At 64.4% G+C, this 17,457-nt stretch carries 17 protein-coding genes and 2 tRNA genes; 7 read left to right on the top strand and 12 right to left on the bottom strand.

Features of this window, described 5'->3' with window-relative positions; all coding sequences use genetic code 11:
• Positions 1-55 precede the first annotated feature (55 nt).
• From VFY73_RS26390 to VFY73_RS26410, 5 genes are all read left to right on the top strand, one after another.
• Positions 56-132 (top strand) — tRNA-Arg (locus VFY73_RS26390).
• A gap of 191 nt (positions 133-323) precedes the next feature.
• Positions 324-638, top strand: coding sequence for a 4a-hydroxytetrahydrobiopterin dehydratase (locus VFY73_RS26395; protein ID WP_329724507.1), 315 nt, complete (start codon positions 324-326; stop codon positions 636-638).
• Positions 639-670: 32 nt separating this feature from the next.
• A complete protein-coding gene (gene phhA / locus VFY73_RS26400; protein ID WP_329724509.1) occupies positions 671-1,603 on the top strand; it encodes a phenylalanine 4-monooxygenase in 933 nt (310 codons plus the stop codon).
• Positions 1,600-2,304 carry an SDR family NAD(P)-dependent oxidoreductase gene (locus VFY73_RS26405; RefSeq protein ID WP_329724511.1) on the top strand — a complete coding sequence of 235 codons (705 nt, stop codon included), beginning with the start codon at positions 1,600-1,602 and terminating at the stop codon, positions 2,302-2,304. Before phhA ends, VFY73_RS26405 begins: the two co-directional genes overlap by 4 nt.
• Positions 2,305-2,332: 28 nt before the next feature.
• Complete coding sequence (locus tag VFY73_RS26410) at positions 2,333-2,815, top strand: Lrp/AsnC family transcriptional regulator (RefSeq protein ID WP_329724513.1); 483 nt, start codon at positions 2,333-2,335, stop codon at positions 2,813-2,815.
• A gap of 24 nt (positions 2,816-2,839) precedes the next feature.
• Here VFY73_RS26410 and VFY73_RS26415 read toward each other — a convergent pair whose 3' ends face one another.
• The 3 genes from VFY73_RS26415 to VFY73_RS26425 form a co-directional block, all read right to left on the bottom strand.
• Complete coding sequence (locus tag VFY73_RS26415) at positions 2,840-3,736, bottom strand: cupin domain-containing protein (protein WP_329724515.1); 897 nt, start codon at positions 3,734-3,736, stop codon at positions 2,840-2,842.
• 29 nt (positions 3,737-3,765) lie between these two features.
• Entirely contained in the window at positions 3,766-4,521 is a 756-nt protein-coding gene (locus tag VFY73_RS26420) for a sigma-70 family RNA polymerase sigma factor (RefSeq protein ID WP_329724517.1), read from the bottom strand.
• Positions 4,522-4,940: 419 nt separating this feature from the next.
• On the bottom strand, positions 4,941-5,768 hold the full coding sequence (locus VFY73_RS26425) for an alpha/beta hydrolase (protein ID WP_329724519.1): 828 nt from the start codon (positions 5,766-5,768) through the stop codon (positions 4,941-4,943).
• 317 nt (positions 5,769-6,085) lie between these two features.
• Here VFY73_RS26425 and VFY73_RS26430 point away from each other — a divergent pair, with 317 nt between their 5' ends.
• The gene (locus VFY73_RS26430) at positions 6,086-6,934 is read left to right on the top strand and encodes a hypothetical protein (protein ID WP_329724521.1); all 849 of its coding nucleotides are present in this window, start codon (positions 6,086-6,088) and stop codon (positions 6,932-6,934) included.
• 27 nt (positions 6,935-6,961) lie between these two features.
• On the opposite strand, the gene VFY73_RS26435 is transcribed toward VFY73_RS26430, so the two are convergent.
• From VFY73_RS26435 to VFY73_RS26460, 6 genes are all read right to left on the bottom strand, one after another.
• Positions 6,962-8,305, bottom strand: a complete 1,344-nt coding sequence (locus tag VFY73_RS26435; protein ID WP_329724523.1) for a response regulator — start codon at positions 8,303-8,305, stop codon at positions 6,962-6,964.
• Entirely contained in the window at positions 8,302-10,392 is a 2,091-nt protein-coding gene (locus VFY73_RS26440; RefSeq protein WP_329724525.1) for an ATP-binding protein, read from the bottom strand. The genes VFY73_RS26435 and VFY73_RS26440 overlap by 4 nt, the downstream gene beginning before the upstream one ends.
• Before the next feature lie 203 nt (positions 10,393-10,595).
• Entirely contained in the window at positions 10,596-11,399 is an 804-nt protein-coding gene (locus VFY73_RS26445; RefSeq protein ID WP_329724527.1) for a transporter substrate-binding domain-containing protein, read from the bottom strand.
• 144 nt (positions 11,400-11,543) lie between these two features.
• Positions 11,544-11,620 (bottom strand) — tRNA-Pro (locus tag VFY73_RS26450).
• A gap of 28 nt (positions 11,621-11,648) precedes the next feature.
• On the bottom strand, positions 11,649-12,143 hold the full coding sequence (gene rraA, locus VFY73_RS26455) for a ribonuclease E activity regulator RraA (protein WP_329724600.1): 495 nt from the start codon (positions 12,141-12,143) through the stop codon (positions 11,649-11,651).
• A gap of 20 nt (positions 12,144-12,163) precedes the next feature.
• Complete coding sequence (locus VFY73_RS26460; protein WP_329724530.1) at positions 12,164-12,631, bottom strand: Lrp/AsnC family transcriptional regulator; 468 nt, start codon at positions 12,629-12,631, stop codon at positions 12,164-12,166.
• Positions 12,632-12,737: 106 nt separating this feature from the next.
• On the opposite strand from VFY73_RS26460, the gene yedA reads away from it, so the two are divergent.
• Complete coding sequence (gene yedA / locus VFY73_RS26465; RefSeq protein ID WP_329724532.1) at positions 12,738-13,634, top strand: drug/metabolite exporter YedA; 897 nt, start codon at positions 12,738-12,740, stop codon at positions 13,632-13,634.
• 62 nt (positions 13,635-13,696) lie between these two features.
• Here yedA and VFY73_RS26470 read toward each other — a convergent pair whose 3' ends face one another.
• From VFY73_RS26470 to VFY73_RS26480, 3 genes are all read right to left on the bottom strand, one after another.
• Positions 13,697-14,290 carry a hypothetical protein gene (locus VFY73_RS26470; RefSeq protein WP_329724534.1) on the bottom strand — a complete coding sequence of 198 codons (594 nt, stop codon included), beginning with the start codon at positions 14,288-14,290 and terminating at the stop codon, positions 13,697-13,699.
• A gap of 136 nt (positions 14,291-14,426) precedes the next feature.
• Positions 14,427-16,148 (bottom strand): thiamine pyrophosphate-binding protein, encoded by a 1,722-nt coding sequence (locus VFY73_RS26475; RefSeq protein ID WP_329724536.1) that lies wholly within the window; start codon positions 16,146-16,148, stop codon positions 14,427-14,429.
• Between the two features lie 29 nt (positions 16,149-16,177).
• Positions 16,178-17,431: an MFS transporter gene (locus tag VFY73_RS26480; RefSeq protein WP_329724538.1), complete on the bottom strand. Its 1,254-nt coding sequence runs from the start codon at positions 17,429-17,431 to the stop codon at positions 16,178-16,180.
• Positions 17,432-17,457: the final 26 nt, after the last annotated feature.

Consider the following 17,457-nt stretch of genomic DNA (forward strand, 5'->3'; position numbering starts at 1 on the left):
GACAATACGAGCGGCGCTGAGTACCGCCAAGCGGCAGCCTAGAATTCGCCCCGCGCTGCCCGTAGCTCAACTGGATAGAGCAGCTGCCTTCTAAGCAGCAGGTCGGGGGTTCGAGTCCCTCCGGGCAGGCCATCAGAACAAATCGTCGTTCCCGGCAACCGGGCTCCCGGAAGCCCTGCGTCCGCCCGCACGCCCCGCCTCACGCAGCATTCCTGCGCCAAGCTCCCCTTTGCGGTGCGATACGCAGCAAACCTGCGCACGCTAGTCTCTACAGTGCCACCAACGCCAGCGCGATGGTCAGCGCAGTACGAAGGAGGCGCCGCATGAGCAACAAGCTCGACACCCAAGCCATCAGCCAGTTGCCGCAGGCCTTGCCGGCCTGGCGGCACGATCCGCAGCGCGGGGGCACGATCACCCGCGAGTTCCAGTTTGCGAACTTCCGCCAGGCCTTCGGCTTCATGACGCAGGTCGCGCTGGCGGCGGAGCGGCACGACCATCACCCGGAGTGGTCGAACGTCTACAGCCGCGTCGTGATCACGCTCACGACGCACGACATCCAGGGGCTTTCGACCAAGGACATCGAACTGGCGCGCGTGGCGGACCAGGTTTTCGAGTCCATGTCGACCCGCCCGGCCTGACTCGACGGCAATCTTTCGACGGAGATTTTCAAATGCAAGAGCTACTGGACAGGCCGGCAGGCATCCTGACCGCGGCGAGCGGCAAGCATGGCGTGGTCGCGGGCGAAGCCGGCCGGCCGGCACGGCCGGACTGGACCATCGACCAGGACTGGGAGAGCTACACGGGCGAAGAGCACGGCGTCTGGAAGACCCTGTTCGAACGGCAGGCCCAGCTGCTGCAGGGCCGCGCCTGCGACCAATTCGCGCAGGCCATGAAGGACCTGCCGATCGGCCCCCACCGGATCCCGCACTTCGGCGAACTGTCCGACGTGCTGAAGAAGCGCACCGGCTTCGAGATCGTCGCCGTGCCCGGCATGGTGCCCGACGACGTATTCTTCGAGCACCTGGCGAACCGGCGCTTTCCGTCCGGCCAGTTCATCCGCAAGCCGCACGAGCTGGACTACCTGGAAGAGCCCGACGTCTTCCATGACGTGTTCGGCCATGTGCCGATGCTGATGAACCCGGTGATCGCCGACTTCGCGCAGGCCTACGGCGAAGGCGGCATGCGCGCCAAGCGGCTGGGCAAGCTGACGAACCTGGCACGCCTGTACTGGTATTCGATCGAGTTCGGGCTCATCAGGCAGCACGACGGCCTGCGCATCTTCGGCGCCGGGATCGCCTCGTCGAGCACCGAGACCCTCTTTGCACTCGACAGCCCGTCGCCGAACCGGATCGGCTTCGACCTCGAACGCGTGATGCGGACCCACTACCGGATCGACGATTTCCAGGAAAGCTACTTCGTCATCAATGCGTTCGAAGACCTGCTGGCACTCGCCAGCATCGACTTCGACCCGCTGTACGAGAAGTTGGGCTCTGGCCCCGTGTATCAGCCAGGCGACGTGCTGCCGACCGACGAGGTGATCACGCGGGGCGATGGCTCGTACCATGCTGCCAAGCGTACGAAGAGCATGGGGAGCACGACATGAGCGACGGCCAACGGGTGGTTCTGGTCACAGGCGCGGCGGGCAACCTCGGCCGGGCCGTGGCGCAGCGCTTCCAGGCGGCGGGCGATCGACTCGTCCTGGTCGACTTGCAAGCCGAGGCCCTCGCCGCTGCCTACGGCGAAGAAGGTGATGGCCTGCTGCTGTTGGGCGCCAACCTGCTGAAGCAGGACGAAGCGAATGCCGCGGTGGCCCAGGCGATCGCCCGCTTCCGCCGCATCGACGTGTTGTGCAACATCGCAGGCGGGTTCCGCATGGGTGAGGCCGTCCACGAGACGTCCGACGGCAGCTGGGACTTCCTGTTCAATCTGAACGCGCGCACGGTGCTGCACATGGCGCGCGCCGTCGTGCCGCAGATGCTGGCGCGCAGCAGCGGCAAGATCGTCAACGTGGCCTCGTTCAGTGCGCAACAGGGTGCCGCGCTGATGGGCGCCTACACCGCGTCGAAATCGGTGGTCATGCGGCTGACCGAGGCGATGTCGGGCGAGTTGAAGGCGAACGGCATCAACGTCAACTGCGTCATGCCGACCACGCTCGACACCCCGGAGAACCGGAAGGCCATGCCGGACGCGGACTCCAGCCAGTGGGTATCGACGCAGGATCTGGCGCATGTGATCGAGTTCCTGTCGTCGCCCGGGGCACGTGCCATCCACGGCGCTGCCATCCCGGTGACCGGCTTGTCCTGAGCTGGCGGTCTTCTGCACAATCGGTCGGATGGCAGCAGACCTGGAGCTCGACCCCGTCGATCGCCGCATCCTCGCGGCGCTGCAGAGCGACGGCCGGATGAGCTACGAGCAGCTCGCGGCGCAGGTGCACCTGTCGTCGTCGGCCGTGTTGCGCCGGGTCAAGCGGCTGGAGGAGGCCGGCGTGATCGCCGGCTACGTGGCGCTCGTGCGGGCCGAGCGCATCGGCCTGACACTCACGGCCTACATCAGCGTGCGAATGGAAAAGCACAGCGGCGGCGACAAGCGCAGCCCGATGGACGATTTCGCTGCGGCCGTCCAGGCTTGGCCAGAGGTCGTCGAATGCGTCTCCATGGCCGGTGAGATGGACTACCTGCTGCGCGTCGTCGTGTCCGGGATGGACCACTACTCCCGCTTCGTGATGGACACGCTGCTGCGGCACCCGAGCGTGCAGGACTGCAAGACGAGCTTCGTCCTCAGCAGCGTGAAGGCGACGACGGTGCTGCCGGTGTAGGCCCCTGCGTCCGGCGCCCTGCCCTCAATCGCCGGTGATCTGCATCTCCAGGTCGCCGTGGGCGTAGATCAGCGCGCCGGTGTCGGTGTTGACCGACTCGTGCGCGCTGCCGCAGGGGGCCAATTGATAGTCGCCCTCGCGCAGCAGGTAGTCGTCCTGGAACAGGTCACCGCGCAGCATCAGGCACTCCTCGTCGTGTCCGTGCCGGTGCTGCGGCACGGTGGCGCCGGGTGAGGCCAGCCAGAGCATCGCCGCCATCGGGCCCTGCCGCCACAGCACGCGGCGCTTGACGAGCGGCGCGTAGTCTTCCCACGCATCGGGCGTTTCTCGCGACGTCGTCGAGCGGGGCTCAGCCGAATGCTCGCCAGCCCCCAACACGCGTTCCCTCAGCAGCAGCACGGCCCCCTCATCGCCGGCTTGCACCTCTGCAGCTTTGCGGCTCGCGGGCAGCCCTTGCACGTGGTAGTCGAGCGGTTGCAGCACGACCCCGGCTTCACCCTCGGTCTGCAGTTGGGCACGACCACGGACCAGCAACCAATCGCGCCCAAGGCCGGGTTCACCTTCGGGCAGTCGCCAGGCGGCCTGCGGCGCGAGTTCGATGGTGCGAACCTGCCAAGGCTCACCAGGCCGCAACTCGGTGGCATCGTCACGCCGATAGATGCGCTGCACGGTGCATTGGGCGCTCTGCGCCAGCAGCACGCGCTCTTGCCGGCGCACGTTGACCATCGCGCCCATGCGTTGGGCGCTGTGCGCGGCGCGACGGGCCAGCCGGTCACGCAAACCGCCGGCCACGCTCGCCTCGGGCCAGGCCTCGGCGAGTGCCCCTTGCAGCAAGACCGTCGGCTCGTCGGCCAGCGGATCAGGTGCGGGCCGGATCGGGGCCGCCGAGCCCGGGGGCTCATCAAAGTTGTCGAGGGTCATGACCGTCTTCTTTCTTCGAGTTCGACATCTCACAGCGGCAAGTCGGGGCAGCCCGCCTCGGCCAGCCACTGCTTCAACGCCTGCAGCGAGCGGCGGATCTGCGATTTCACCGTTCCTAATGGCAGGCCCGTGCAGGCGGCGATCTCTTCATGGGTCAGGCCGCGAAAGAACGCCAGCGCGATCAACTGCCGCGGTTGGGCCTCGAGCGTTGCCAACGCACGATGCAGCAGATGCTCGCCACGCGTGGCGGCCAGCAGATCGGGCGGGCCGGCGCTGTCTTCATCGCACAGTGCCGCCTGAGCTTCGTCTTCGAGTGGGACCAGGGCACGGCGTTCGCGCCGGCGCAGCGCGTCGATGGCGCGTGAGCGGGCCATGGCGAGCAGCCAGGTCAGCGGCCGGCCGCGCGCCGCGTCAAAGCGAACGGCTTGCCGCCAGACCTGCCAGTAGGTGTCTTCGACCACCTCCTCGGCCAATGCGTTGTCGACGACGATGCGACCCACCAGACCGAAAACGCGCGAGGCCGTGGCGTCGTACAGCGCCGCCAGGGCCTTGTCCTCGTGCTGGCCGATGCGGGTGATCAAGATACCCAGCGCCGCGTCGTCGAGCGCGACGAGTGCGGTGCGCGATTCGGTGCCGACCTGCTCGACAGCAGATTCGTCGGTGGGCAGCAGCGGCTCCTCGTCGGCGTCGAGAAGCGTCTCGAACGGATCGACAGACAACCCGGCGTCAGCCAGAGGGGGCGCCGACGAGCGAGCGGCAGGTGCGCCGCTGGTGGTGGTCTTCACGGCCGTGCTCCGCAACGCGAAGCCGGCCGGCGCGGCAGGGAACCGACGGATGGGCAAACAAGGGGTGACATGGCTTCTCCTGGCGTTCGCGCCGGCCCATTGCGCCACGTCGGCGCTACCGGCAAAAGCGGGTTTACGCCAGTCGATTTGCGGCAGATGCCCCCTCTCTTGGGGGACCCGCAAGCCGTCGCCCACGCGCACCAATGCCGCCAGCGCACGGCACTGCACGGCAGCCAGCGGACGGGCAGAGGCAACAGCAGCGATCACGGCAAGCTCCTTGGCCGGGTCAGGCCATCGCCTGTGGTGGCAGGGCGCACAACCCGGCAGGCACGCCGACGGGCGCGCCACTCAACGGCTTACGACCGGCGCCCCCGGCTGGATTCGGGCCCCCTGCTTCGCGCAGGGTCTTGGGCGGCAGGTCAGAGCCGGGCCAGTTCGGAGCTCAACCCATCCAGATAGGCGGGAAACTGATGCACGTCGTTGTGCCCGGCTTCTGGCACGCGCAACAGACGCACTCGCTGCGCCCCGGCGAGCGCCTGCAGCGCCTCGCTGTGGGCTGGCGGGATCAGGCTGTCGCGCCCGCCATGCACGAGCCAGACGGGGCCACGAATGCGCCCCACCGCTTCATCCGTGCGCAGCGGATAGCGCAGCAAGGCGGCCGGCACCATCGGGTAGTGCTCGTCGGCCAGCGCGGCCATGCTGCGATACGGCGACACCAGCACCGTCAGCGCGGGGTTCACCTCGGCTGCCAGTTGCGCGGCCAGGCCAGTGCCCAGCGAGCGACCGTAGGCCACCACCGGACGGCCGGCATACTGGGGCGACACCTGCTGCCAAGCGGTGCGCACGTCGCCCATCAGCTGGGCCTCGCTGGCAATCTGCCCGCTGCTGCGGCCATAGCCGCGGTAGTCCAGCATGAACAGGTCGTAGCCGGCCCGGCGGTAGAAATCGGTGTTCACGAACCAGCTGGCGAGATTGCCGCCGTTGCCGTGCAGGAAGAACACCAAGCCCCGGGCATTGGTTTGCCGCAGGTGCAGTGCATGCAGCTTCGCGCCGGGCACCTCGACCCACAGGCTGCGCACGTCGGGCGCCTTCAGCGCCGGCGGGTCTTCACTCGGCCAAGGTTCCGGGTAGAACAGCAAGCGCTCCTGCCTGAACCAAAGCCATGTCAGGGCCAACAGGTACAGGAGCAAGGGCACGCCCGCCAAGGCGGCCACCCAACGAACGACAGGGCGGGAGCGAAGCATCATGGCAGTCGGCAGCGGATTCGGTTGCCCCACGATACGCGCTGCCGCACGTTTCGGATGCCGCCGGCGCACACACGAGAACGCCGATGACCGCGGCACGCCCTCGCCGCTGACACAGCCGAATTTTGACGACGCAGGCAGTCCGGGCGCAGACTGTCGACCGCACAGGGGACAGTTGGAACATGCGGCCAGCATCCAAGCCGGAGTCGAGGGCAAATGGCTTGCAAGACACGCTTGCCAAGGACTGCTCGGCATCGCGCGCTCGACGGCCCGCTGGAGGCACCTGCACCCCTTGGGCGCTTCGGCGGCGCCAATGGCTCTTGCTGCTGTGCCTGAGTGCAGCCAGCTTGGTGGCCGCCGCCGAGACAGTCACCTACGCGCGGTCAGGAACACCTGGCGATGCACGAGATATCTATCCGCTGAAGCTGCTGCAACTGGCCTTGGACAAGTCCGGCACCGCGAAGTATGTGCTGCAGGTATCCGACACACCGATGCTCCAGGGGCGCGCATTCGTCGAGCTGGCCCAGGGCAACACGATCCGCGTGGCATGGGGCATGACCTCGATCAAGCGCGAAAGCGAGCTGTTGCCGATCCGCATCCCGATATACAAGGGCTTGATCGGCTGGCGACTGCCGCTGGTGCGCGAGGACCGATCCGAGATGTTCAGCGAAGTGCGCGAGTTGCCGGATCTTCGACGCTTCGTTGCCGGCCAAGGGCACGATTGGCCCGATACGGACATCCTGCGCGGCAACGGCATCGAGGTGATTGGTGTGCCGCTGTACGAAAGCCTGTTCCGCATGCTGCCGCTGGGGCGCTTCGACTACTTTCCGCGCTCCATCGTCGAGATCTGGGCCGAAGAGGAACAGCATCGAAAGGACGGCATCGTCATCGACCAGCATCTGCTGATTCGCTACCCGACCGCGTTCTACTACTTCGTCAACAAGAAAGACGTGGCATTGGCGGAAACGATCCGCAACGGGCTCGAGCGTGCTCTCGCCGACGGTAGCTTCGACAAGCTGTTTTGCATGCAATACGCACAGAACATTGCCGACGCCAGATTGGAACAACGCACGACCATCGTTCTTTTGAACCCCATCCTGCCGCCTGAAACCCCATTGGCGCGCAAGGAACTGTGGTTTGCCGCCGACCTTTGCCCCACCGGAAAATGACGCCGCTTGCGTGGGGGCTGCCGCCGGCTACCCAGGACCGGTGGCCAGATCAGGGTTGACGGGCAGGTGGACGGTGAAGCAGCTTCCCTTGTTCACTTCGCTTTGCACCTCAATGCGCCCACCGTGCTTGTGCACGATCCCATAGGACAGCGACAGCCCCAGGCCAGTGCCGCTGCCCACCGGCTTGGTGGTGAAGAACGGATCGAAAATTCGATTCATGATGTCGGGTGGGATGCCTGAGCCTGTATCGCAGATCTCCACCCATACCCAGCCATTGGTGCCATTGCCGGTGCGTATCGTGATGGTGCCGGCCTCGATGATGGCCTGCGCCGCATTCACCAACAGGTTCATGAACACCTGGTTCAGCTGCGAAGCCAGGCACCGCACCGGCGGTAAATCGCCGTATTCCCTGACCACGGTGGCCTTGTATTTGATCTCGTTGTTGACGATATTCAGCGTGCTTTCGAGCCCTTTGTGCAAATCCGCCTCGAGCCAATTGGCCTCCCCCACATGGGAAAAATCCTTGAGCGCTTGAACGATGTCCTTGACCCGCTTCAAGCCCTCTTTTGACTCCCTCATCAGGTCAACGATGTCATTTTTCAGAAAATCGATTTCAGCGTTGGCTTTCACCTCCTCGAAGCGAGCCACCACCTCTTCGCGGTTGGTGGCCCTGGCCATCGCATCGCCACAAGAATCAAGGGCCTCGAACAACGTATCGATATAATCCTGCAACGTGCCAATATTGGAGTTCAAAAAACCAATTGGGTTGTTGATCTCATGGGCAATGCCGGCAGCCAGTTGGCCTACCGATGCCATCTTTTCGGATTGCAGCAGCTGCTCATGCGCCTGCTGCAACTTGGCGATCAGCGAACGCTGTTCGACGCTCACTGCCCTCAGTGCCTCTTCGGCCAGCTGGCGAGTTTCAACCTCTTGCCCCAACATCAGATTCTTGGCGCTCAACTGCTTGTGCATCGCACGCAAGGACAAATGAGTGCCGATACGGGCCATCACCTCCTCGATTTGTATGGGCTTGGTCACATAATCGACGGCGCCCAATTGGAAACCTTTCACCACGTTGCTGGTGTCCGTCAGTGCCGTCATGAAAATGACCGGAATATCCAGAATTGCCGGATTCTCCTTCAGAAGACGGCAGGTTTCGAAACCATCCATGCCCGGCATCATGATATCCAGCAAGATGAGGTCCGGCTTGACGAACTCCGCCCGACTCAAACCCTCTTGGCCGTCTTGCGCCACCACGATACGCAGCCCATGGTCTTCAAGATAGTCGGCCAGCACGGCGACATTTGCCGGTGTATCGTCGACGATCAGGATCGTCGGTACTTCAGCGGGTTCGGGCGGCTTATTCTTCATCGATCCGCCTTCCCTTCAGAATACTCGTTGACCATTTCAAGTATGGCCTTCGACTGATAGGATTTCGCCAGAATCCTCAGCCTGTCGGCAAACGGCTTGTATTTCTGATCGATCGCCTCGATGTGGTCAGCGCGCTGCCGGATGTCGCGCATGTTGCCTTCCAGCGCCAGTTGGTAGAGGGCACTGATCTCACTCGCAGGCGGCGCCGCCAATTGCTGGGTCGCTGTCCCACCGGTCGCCCCTTCACCACTCGGCAGTGTTTCGTAGACCCATGTCAGCCCCAAATGCTCACCAATTTTCTCGAGCAACACGCCTTGATTGACCGGCTTGCTCATGAATTCGTCGGCACCTGCACGCCTCATGGCCTCTTGGTCATCATCGGCGACAGTGGCCGAGATGGCGATGACAGTGACTTTGTCGATCCCTGAGGTTTGGCGAATGAGGCGCGTGGCCTCCACACCATCCATGACCGGCATGACAACATCCATGAGGATGACATCGGGACGGTTCTTGACCGCCTGTTCGACACCCTCCTGGCCATTGCTTGCCAAATGGACGTCAAACCCTCGCCCGCTCAGCAAATCCCTCAGCATTTCGCGGTTGGCGACTATGTCATCGACAATCAGGGCCTTTTTTCGGCCTCCGCGATAACCGACGGCAACGCGCATCGCGCCGACGGACAAAATATCACCGGTGCTGACGGGCACGACGATGCCAAAGCTGAATCTGCTGCCAGCGCCGAATTGGCTGGAAACTTGAATATCGCTGCCCATCAGGCACACCAGCTGTCGGCTTATCGACAGCCCCAACCCGGTTCCACCAAGTTTTCGGTGCGTGTCACCGACCTGCTCGAACGGCTTGAAGATGCGTTCCAGTTGGCTCTTGACGATGCCGACTCCGGTATCTTCGATCTCGAAAGTCAATCGCGCTTCAAAGGCGCTTGCATGCTCGCATGACACCCTCATCCTGATGTAGCCTGCGTCGGTGAACTTGATCGCATTGCCAAGGAGGTTGAAAAGCACCTGCCGCAAGCGATTTCCATCCAATACCACCGTCTGAGGCAGACTGCCGGCGGGCTCGAAGATCAGCTGCAGGTTCTTTTGCTCAGCGCGCACGCGCATGATGTCGACAATGCCGTTCAGGAAAGGCCGCACTTCGACCGGCTCGGGCAAAAGTTCGAATTTTCCGGATTCTATTTTTGCCAAATCAAGCAAATCCGTGATCAGCGTCAGCAAGTGTTCGCCGCTTTGCTGAATCGTGTGAAGCCCAACCGCTTGTCGCTCACTCAAGCCCTTTTCGTGTTGGAGAATCTGCGCATAACCGAGTATCGCGTTCAGCGGCGTGCGCAGTTCGTGCGTCATGCTCGACAAAAAGGTGCTTTTGGCTTTGTTGGCAATATCGGCACGTTCTTTCGCTGCCTGCAGCTCGCAGGTGCGCTCGCGGACCAGCTCTTCCAGATGGTCGCGATGCCGTTGGAGCTCCTGTTCAGTCAATGTGCGCTGCTTGATGTCCTTTTCAAGCATCAAATTCTTCGCCTCTATCTCGCTGAACAATGCCTGCAGCGCGCGGCGTGTGTGCTCCAGGCTGACGCCCAGGCTGCCCAACTCGTCGTTCTGCTCCCAGACAAACGGCGTGGTCAGGTCACGAGCGGCCAAGCGCGCCGATTCGCGCATCAAACGTTTGATGGGCTCCAGTACCCGACGCTGCAGCAGCGTGACGATCAGGATCAGGCTGAGCAACAGCTGTCCGACCACCGTCCACGCAAACAGCAACCGGTCGCCGGCCACCTCGCTGTAGAGTTGCCCTTTGTCCATCTCCAGGCCGACGCGACCAATGACCTCGCCACCTTGGCTGACCACATCGCGTTCCAGAGTCAATTGGCCCCCTTCACCACCTCGGCGCCGCTCCGGGTATTGCCTCGACAAGAACTCGCGGCCCTTGTTGTCGCGCACCGTGATGCTGACGATGCGCTTGTCGCCCAGCAACGACTCAAAAAGTGGAAGCCCGGCGTCTGGATTCAAATTCCAAAGTGGCTCCTGCACGCCGAGTGCGAGTATTTCCGTCAGGCGTTGGTGGTCCGACAGCATTCGCTCCGTCGACGCCCGTTGCCGCTGACCCAGTGTGAGATAGCTGCTGACGGAGACCGGGATCAAGAGTCCGACAACAACCGTCAGAACAATGACCGCTCTCAGTCTTGAATACATCAGATTGAGCCGCTTCTGAAAATTGAAACCGTATCGATCGAGGAGGTGATCACCAGAGGATTGACCAATGTCACCGTCTCACGCCGTCATTTCGCCTTCAGTTTTTCGTCGTTTTCCAATTGTTGGAAGTAGGCGATTTCTATCTTTCTCACGTCGACTTCACGCAACGCGGAGTCGAACTTCTGCTGAAGCTTCAGGCCGGCCGGCGTGCGTTGAAAACAAACGTGCAGCGACAATTCAGCGAGAATGTTTTCGTGAAACGCGATCTGATCGCGCTCCTTCTTCAAGGTCGATTCCGTTAGCAACAGATAGCGCAAGACCGCTCGGTCGATCACGGCCGCCTGCACGCGGCTGGCCAGCAGTTTCTTCAGATTAAATAAGTCACCGGGCGATGCATCTATTGTCAGCTTGCCCTGCTTGACCAAGGCATCAAACTCCGCCCCGTTCGAATAGCCGGCAACGACGCCGATTTTCATGCCGGCCAAATCGTTCACGGTGTGCCATCTCAAGGGTTTGTCTTTGAGGTAGGCCAGGCCCACGGTGCTGTGCCCCATCGGGGCCGAGAAATGGCACTGCCGCGCCCGTTCTTCGGTGTAGTAGGCAGGAAAGTAGCCGGAGAAACTCTCGTCTTCCCTGCCCACTTGCATGGCGCGGGTCCACGGGAAGTATTCAACTTTTGCCTTGTATCCAAACTGCTTGGCCACGGCCATCGCCACCGCGCCGGACAGCCCATCTTGCGCCAGGCCGGGGCCGACATAAGGCAACCATTCGAGACTGGCCAGACGCAGAACGTTGGCAGATTCGTGCGCGCATGCCGGGATGGGTACCAAGCCGACAGCACCTGCCGACAACGGCGCCAGAAACGGGCGAAGCAGGCGAGCAACGTTCATGCGTGGTCTCCTGAGGCTGGGCAGAACGCCGCCAAGGCATTCCAACGCCGAGAGACCAGTATCGTACGAACGCGGCCAGACGAATGCGGATTTGTTCGTCCGGGCGCCAAGCGAACGCGGGGAACGCGTGCGGTCTGACTTGAATGGTCGGGGTGAGACGATTCGAACGTCCGACCCACTGCTCCCAAAGCAGTTGCGCTACCAGGCTGCGCTACACCCCGACGAAGCTGCGCATTGTAGCCTTCAAGGTCACAGTGCCGTCGGGTAAACCACCACGCCGTCTTCGTCGGCATAGAGCCACTCGCCCGGACGGATCCATTCGCCCTGCACGCGCACCGGTTCATCGAGCTGGCCTTCGTCGCGCTTGTGCGACGGCATCGGGCAGTGGCCCAGCGCGAAGATGCCCACGTCAGCGGCGCGCAGTTCCGCCAGATCACGGACCACGCCGTTGATCAGCACACCCGCCCAGCCATGGCGGGCGGCGAAGTTGGCCAGGTTGCCGCCCAGCAAAGCGCGCTGCAGCGACGCCCCGCCATCGACCACGATCACCCGCCCTTCGCCAGGGGTCTGTACCAGTTCACGCAGCTTCGCGTTGGTTTCGAAGCAGCGCAGCGTTCGCACCGGGCCGTGAAAGGCCGCACGGCCACCGTATGAGCGGAAGACGCCGCGCAGCACGCGAAAGGCGCTGTCGTCTGAATCGCGGAAACGGTCGCACAGGTCGCAGGTGGAGATTGGTTTGTCCATGGACATGGTTCAAGCAAGCCTCAAGCCAATGGATTCTCGCTGCGCGCCGGCGCCACCGGCTGGTGCTCGCGCACAGCCTTCAGGATGATCGACGTGCTGGTGACCGACAACTCGCAAAAGCGCGAAACCACCGCGTCCAGGTGGGCGACGTCGGTCACCGCGATGTCCAGCACCCAGCTGTCCTCGCCGGTCACGTTGTAGGCATTGACGACCTCGGGCGTGTCCTGCACCAGCTTGACGATGCGATCGAATTCCGTGCGCCCGACCCGAATGACCGCCCGGATCCCGTAGCCCAGCGCCTTCAGGTTCACCGTGGCGCGATAGCCGGTGATGACACCGGCGGCTTCAAGCTTGCGCACGCGCTCGGTCACGGCCGGCTGCGACAGATGCACCCGGCGCCCCAGCTCGGTCATCGAAAGGCGGGCATCGGCCTGCAATTCAGCCAGGATGCGGGCGTCGTAGCTGTCAAAGTCGATCGGAGGCGGCATGACCAAAGCGTATCACCACGATGACTTTGAAATCAAAGGCAAACCCGCATCATCACCTTGCGTGAAGTATGGAAACAACGCAGCGGCTTGCCTAACATCCATGCTCATGACGACCACCGTTGCCACCCGCCCGCCCGTGTTTGGGCTGTCGCCGCTTCTGATCGCCTGCCTCGCCGCCACCTGGCTGGTGTGGGGCTCCACCTATCTGGCGATCAAATACGCACTGCTCAGCTTCCCGCCTTTCTTCCAGATGGGCACTCGCTTCGTCGCTGCCGGAGCGCTGCTGCTGGTCTGGATGCGATGGCGTGGCACGCCGATGCCCACCCGCACCGAATGGCGCAATGCACTGATCTGCGGCACGTTGATGCTGGGCGGCGGCATGGGCGGCACGGCGGTGGCCGAGACTTCGGTCGGCTCGGGCGTGGTGGTGGCCTTCATCGCGGTGCTGCCGCTGATCATCGCGCTGGTCAACCTGTGCTACGGCGTCAAGCCGGGCCGGATGGAGAGCGCTGGCATCGCGGTTGGTCTGGTCGGCGTGCTGATGCTCACGCAAGGTGCGAGCTTCCAGGCCTCGACGCATGGCCTGATCGCCGTCACGGTGGCCTGTATCAGTTGGTCGATCGGCAGCGTATTGAGCCAACGCACCCTGCCGCTGGCTCCCGGCGCGATGGGCTTCGCCAGCGAGATGCTGTGCGGCGGCGTGGTGCTGATGCTGCTGGCCGCCATGACGGGCGAGGCGCCGGTGTGGCCGCCGCAACCCGTGGCCGTGGCCGCCTGGTTCTACCTGGTCGTGTTCGGCTCGCTGATTGCCTTCAACGCCTACATGGTGTTGCTGGCGCAAGCCTCGGCGGGACTCGCCTCGAGCTATGCCTTCGTCAACCCGGTGATCGCAATGCTGCTCGGCGTGGCGATCGCCGGCGAGGCGGTGACGGGCTTCGAATGGGCCGCCGTGGCCGTGGTGCTGGCCGGCGTGGTGCTGCTGGTGGGCAGCCGCAAGGGCTGAACACCGGCGGCACGGCGGTTTGCGCAAGAAGCGCAAATGGCCGTGCCCTGGTGAGCTTTGGTTTACTTCTCGCCGGTCGAAGCGAATTCGACGTCCGTCACGACGTTGGCAGAGTCAAGCGAGATCACGGCGCTCTTGCTGTAGAGCTTCATGTTGAAGACGCTGCCCTTCACGTGGGTGTAGCTGTACACCATGGCGTTTTGATCCTTGCTCTTGATCAGCGGGTAGATCGCCTCGCCGTTGGGCTTGCCCAGCAGGGCAATCACCTCGGCCCGGGTGGTCTTGCCCTTGACGATGCCAGGCACCTTCGCGTCGTCGAACTCGGTCGCGTCTTCCGGGAACGAGCTGACAAACTCTTGCCCGACCAGCACGTCATTGAAGGTCGTGAACACCATCGCGCGCGCTGGCGTGACTCCAGGGTAGCGACCGGCGCCGGCACCTTCTGCATACGCATAGCGCGAGGACTTCACCTTCTCGTTGTTCTTCATCATCTCGCCGGTCTGCCCCGGCGCGCCCATGACGCGCGAGATGTCCGCGGTCGTCGACTTGCCCAACTGGAAGGCTTGCGCATCGGGCCGCTTGAAATTCGTGCCCGCACAGCCGGCAAGGAAGGCGGTGGCCATGACGGCCGTCAACAGGATCTTGGAAGAACGCATGGAAAAGGTGGTCCCTGAACAGGAATTGCAGCACTCGGGATAGTTCGTGCGCACCGGCCGCTGCTGGTAGCAGGTGGGCGCGGCGAGTTTAGATTCGCGGGTCGATCGGCGACGCCTGTCGCCCCTGAGAAAACGTTCAACCGCCGGCACTTTGCCGCGCCAACGCCGCCTCGCGGATGCTGGTCAGCGTGCCGCGGGTGTGGCTGACATCCGGGTCCAGCTTCAGGTGCAGCAGGCTGGGGCGGTCGGCTTCCAGCGCGGCCGCAAAGGCTGGCTCGAAGTCTTCAGTGCGCGCCACGGTCGCGGCCTGCCAGCCGTAGGCTCGGGCCAGCGCGGCGAAGTCCGGGTTCGCCAGGTACGTGCCGCTGACGCGCCCAGGGTACTCACGCTCCTGGTGCATGCGGATGGTGCCGTAGGTCGCGTTGTCGACCACGATGCTGATCAGCTTGTTCGCACCATGCGCGCTGGCAGTTGCCAACTCCTGCCCGTTCATCAGGAAGTCGCCATCGCCAGCCAGATTGATGGCCCACCGGTGCGGTTGAGTCAGGCTCGCAGCCACCGCGGCCGGTAGGCCATAGCCCATCGAGCCGGCGGTCGGCGCCAGCTGTGTCTTGCCGGCCAGCACCAGCCCACGGTAGCGCAGGTAGCGGTGTAGCCAGCCGGCGTAGTTGCCGGCACCGTTGGTGTAGACGGTGTCGGCCGGAGCCAACCGCTCGATGGTCTTGATCACCACCGCCATGTCCAACGGTTCGACCGCCGGGTGTTCGCGGTTGGCTTCGTAGTCGCCGTGGGCCGACGCCGTCCACTCGCCCCACGGCAACTCGGGTGGCGCCGCCAACGTTTCCAGCGCCTTGCCTGCGCAGCTGAGCGACGCCTGCAGCGCGATGTCCGGTGTGTACACGCGGCCCAGCTCTTCAGGGCCCGGGTGCAGGTGGGCCAGCACTTGGCGTGGCCGCGGCGGGGTCAGCAGCGTGTAGCCGCTGGTTGTCATCTCGCCCAGGCGCATGCCGACGGCGATGACCAGATCAGACTCGTCACGGATGCGTTTGGCCAGCGCCGCGTTGATCGCGATGCCGACATCGCCCGCGTACTGCGGGTGGCGGTTGTCGAAGGTGTCCTGGTAGCGGAACGCGCAGCCCACCGGCAGTTGCCAGTTCTCGGCAAACCGCTGCAGCGCCAGCGCGCTGTCGCGCGTCCAGCCATGACCGCCGACGATCATGAACGGCCGCTTGGCGGCCAGCAGCTTGGTGCGCAGGTCGCGCAGGGCGCCTGGCGCCGGCCAGGCTTCGGCCGGCTCCACGCGCGGCAGCACGGGCGCCGCGGTCGGGGTGGTCAGCAGGTCTTCCGGCAATGCCAGCACCACCGGGCCAGGACGGCCCTGCATCGCGACGTGAAAGGCGCGCGCGATGTACTCGGGCAGGCGGTTCGCGTCGTGCACCTCGGCCACCCACTTGGCCATGCCGAGTGTGCCGGGGCCGAAGACGTGGCGATAGTCCAGCTCCTGGAAGGCCTCGCGGTCGCGCTGATCCGACGCCACCTGCCCCACCAGCAGGATCAGCGGCACGCTGTCCTGGAAGGCCGTGTGCACACCAATGGCCGCATTGGTCGCGCCCGGGCCGCGGGTCACGCAGCAGATGCCGGGCCGGCCGGTGAGCCGCGCATGCGCATCGGCCATGAAAGCGGCGCCGCCCTCTTGCCGGCAGGCAATGAAACGGATCTGCCCACGGTGCTCGTGAAAGCCGTCGAGCACGGCCAGATAGCTTTCGCCCGGCACGCCGAAAACGGTGTCGACACCCTGGGCAACGAGCGCCTCGACCAGCGCATGGCCAGCGAGGCGCGAAGAGGTGGAGTCAGGCATGCGCGCGACTGTAGCGCGCAGCCCCGCGGTCAAGCGGTTGCCAAGGTGCGCCGGCGCGCGAGGCCGACCATGCTCGCAGCGCCGATCCCCAGCATCAACGCCACCGCGGCACCGTAGAACACGTCGTTCGCACGGCCATGGTCCAGCATCGCGCCGAAGACCGGCGCGGCGAGCGCGAAACCCACGTCCAGGCCTGAATACACGGTGCCGTAGACACGGCCCGTGGCGCCCGGGGGTGCGGCACGCTTGATCAGCATGTCGCGCGACGGTCCAGCCAGCCCGGTGCCGAAACCGGCCAGCGCCGCGATGCCGGCGGTGGCGAGCCCCGGCAGCCACCCCGAGCCGGCCAGCAGCAGCAAGGCGGCCGAGCCGGCCATCGCGAAGCCGATGTTGCGCTCCAGCGAAGCCGAGCGCGCGACCCAGAAGCCGCCCACCACCATCCCGGCCGCACCGCACAGCATGTAGCCGGTCACGACGAAGGCCGTCAGGGTCTCGGGCAGGCCGAACATCTTCTGCAACGCCGGGCTGGCAAAGCTCTGGATCGCGCTCAGCGCCGCGGTAGAAAAGAAGAAGAACGAAAAGCAAAGCCACACCGAGGGCAAGCGCAGAAATGCCATCGGGTGTTCATCCGGTGCCGGGGTGGTCGCGGCACCGGCGCGCTCATGGGCCCAGCTGCCCTGTCGATCGTCGATCGCGTCACGCTTGAACACCAGCAGCAGCAAGATCACCAAGGCCACCAGCGCACTGCCGACGTAGGCCATGCGCCAGTTGCCGGCGGCTCCGCTGATGCCGATCAGGAACACCGGTGCCAAGGCCCAGCCCAGGTTGCCCGAGATGCCGTGCACCGAGAAGGCGTGGCCCAACCGAGGCTGAGACACACGCTTGTTCAGGATCGTGAAGTCGACTGGATGGAATGGCGAGTTGCCCAGGCCGGCCAGCGCGGCCGCCAGCATCAGCCCGCCAAAGCCGTTCGCCAACGCGGCGGCCAGCGACGCAAGGATGAAGCACCCGAACGCGGCAAACAACACCGGCCGCGCGCCCGTCTTGTCGACCAGGAAACCTGCCAGCGCCTGTCCAATGCCCGAGATCACGAAGAAGGTCGTGACGAGCAGCCCCAGCTCGGAATAACTCAGGCCGAACTCGCGGATGAAGGCCGGAAACAGCGGCGGCAGCAGCATGTGGAAGAAGTGCGAGCAGCCGTGCGCCAGGCCGATCAGGCCGATGGTGGTGTAGTCGCGGCGCGCTGCGGCCGCGGCTGGCAGAGGGACGGTGACTGAATTCATGGGCCCACTGTAGGCAGGCACGAGCC

Source organism: Ideonella sp., assembly GCF_036277275.1.
In the GTDB taxonomy this organism is placed as follows: domain Bacteria; phylum Pseudomonadota; class Gammaproteobacteria; order Burkholderiales; family Burkholderiaceae_C; genus Ideonella.